Source organism: Neorhizobium sp. BETTINA12A (assembly GCF_023006485.1).
In the GTDB taxonomy this organism is placed as follows: Bacteria; Pseudomonadota; Alphaproteobacteria; order Rhizobiales; family Rhizobiaceae; genus Neorhizobium.
Genome location: NZ_JALBGW010000320.1, coordinates 1 through 1,740, shown reverse-complemented (window position 1 = coordinate 1,740; position 1,740 = coordinate 1). Strand labels below are relative to the sequence as shown.

Genomic DNA, 1,740 nt, shown 5'->3' with positions numbered 1-1,740 from the left:
CGGCCCTCGGCCAGGTGCCCGTTATGCCGAACAGCAGGCTGCAGCCATGGCGCCGGCCGCCGCCTCGGCCTATGCCGCAGAACCGGAGCAGAAGAAGGTCATCACCCAGGCGATGAACACGGCCATGGGCGGCGTTGCTGCCGTCCCGACCCCGGCTCCCGAATATATGCCCGCCCGCACCGAGGACGCCGTCGCACACCGTGCCGGCCGCTCGACCGTGGACGACGTCACGACGGCATCCACCAAGGTGTCTGCCGTGTCTGCGAAGGCCGCTCAGTCGGCGGCTGCGGCTTCGATGGCCTCCAACGGCTGGGTCATCCAGATCGGCGCATCGCCGAACCAGAAACAAGCTCAGGATCTCCTGCAGAATGCGCAGGATAAAGGCGGCAAGGTATTGCGTTCCGCCAAACCCTTCACTGTCGCCTTCAGCAACAATGGCGAACAGATCTACCGCGCCCGCTTCGGCGGCTTCGACGACCAGAAGACGGCTGTCGATGCCTGCAACGTGCTGAAGAAGAAGGGCATCAGCTGCTGGGCGTCGCTCCAGTGAGCAATCGCCACCGGCGATCAAGGAAATACCCGCGCCGGTTCTTCGGCGCGGAGGGATCTCGAAAGTAACGCGTAGACGGGGTTTCCGATGATGATGAATGAAAACAGCGCTGAACTCGCCTTCAAACCGGCGCAGAAGTCCAGAGCCAAGGGCGTCGCCCTCAACCCGCTTCACGAGGCGGCCATGCGGCTTGCCGGTCTCGGCTTGAACCGCTCCAAGGAAAAGACCCGCGATCTGGTCTCCCTGTTGCTCAGCCACGGCGCGCGCGCCTGGCGCCATTCCCAGCCGGAAGCCAATATCCACCTGCATGTCGGCATCCGCGCCGGCCGTGCGCCGGTCCGCATCAAGCTTCGCTGATCGGAAGTTTCCCGGTTACAGAAGTCCAAGCTCGGCGAGTTCTCGCCGCAGATCTTCCGGAAGCGCCGCAACGTCCTCGCCCAGTTTGCCGAGGTCACGCGGCGCTTCTTCGCTTTTCAGGTAGCGCCATCCCTGGAAAGGCCGCTTCGGTTGCGGTGCAGTCTCGATAACTTCGGGCCCGAGCACCAGCTGGCAACGCTGAATGCCGTCGTCGCCGGTAACCGTGCGGATGTCGAGCAGCTTCTGCCGCGCCATCACCTGCCCCTTGATCACCCAGTAGAGCGATCCTTCGTCGAGCAGTTCCTGCATGCGCTTCGGCACCATGCGCGTCGTATGGATACTGTGCGGTTCGAGGCCGGCGGCGATAGCATTGAGCGCGCGCTCAGCGACCCAATCCTGGAGATCCTGGATGGAATCGGCGCCGACGCAGAGTTTGATCAGATGGAGAGCCATGATTTGGTTGAAGACCCATCCGCACGTGAGGTCAAGCGTTTGCTCGGCTCACTCCACAGCGGCGCGCCGGCTCAGCACTCGACGACATTGACGGCAAGGCCGCCGGTCGAGGTTTCCTTGTATTTCTCGCTCATGTCGTTGCCCGTCTGGCGCATCGTCTCGATACAGGCGTCGAGCGGCACGAAATGCGTGCCGTCGCCCTTGATCGCAAGCGAGGCGGCCGTGACCGCCTTGACGGCCCCGAGCGCGTTGCGCTCGATGCAGGGCACTTGCACGAGACCGGCGATCGGGTCGCAGGTCATGCCGAGATGGTGTTCCAGCGCGATCTCGGCGGCGTTTTCGATCTGCTCCGGCGAGCCGCCCATGACGGCCGCCAGCCC

Annotated in this window: 4 protein-coding genes; 2 read left to right on the top strand and 2 right to left on the bottom strand. The window is 64.1% G+C overall.

The window, feature by feature from the left end:
• Together MOV61_RS29840 and MOV61_RS29835 are read left to right on the top strand one after the other, a co-directional pair.
• Positions 1-550, top strand: a 550-nt coding sequence (locus MOV61_RS29840; RefSeq protein WP_247139165.1) for an SPOR domain-containing protein, incomplete at its 5' end; no start/stop codon positions are given.
• Between the two features lie 87 nt (positions 551-637).
• Positions 638-907, top strand: coding sequence for a hypothetical protein (locus MOV61_RS29835; RefSeq protein WP_247038114.1), 270 nt, complete (start codon positions 638-640; stop codon positions 905-907).
• 15 nt (positions 908-922) lie between these two features.
• On the opposite strand, the gene MOV61_RS29830 is transcribed toward MOV61_RS29835, so the two are convergent.
• Together MOV61_RS29830 and MOV61_RS29825 are read right to left on the bottom strand one after the other, a co-directional pair.
• Complete coding sequence (locus tag MOV61_RS29830) at positions 923-1,360, bottom strand: DUF1489 family protein (RefSeq protein WP_247139164.1); 438 nt, start codon at positions 1,358-1,360, stop codon at positions 923-925.
• 71 nt (positions 1,361-1,431) lie between these two features.
• Positions 1,432-1,740: L-serine ammonia-lyase, iron-sulfur-dependent, subunit alpha (locus MOV61_RS29825; protein WP_247139163.1), on the bottom strand; the 309-nt coding region annotated here is incomplete at its 5' end.

Coding starts and splice junctions, on each gene's coding strand:
- MOV61_RS29835 (WP_247038114.1), top strand. CDS start 638: ATGATGATGAATGAAAACAGCGCTGAACTCGCCTTCAAACCGGCGCAG.
- MOV61_RS29830 (WP_247139164.1), bottom strand. CDS start 1,360: ATGGCTCTCCATCTGATCAAACTCTGCGTCGGCGCCGATTCCATCCAG.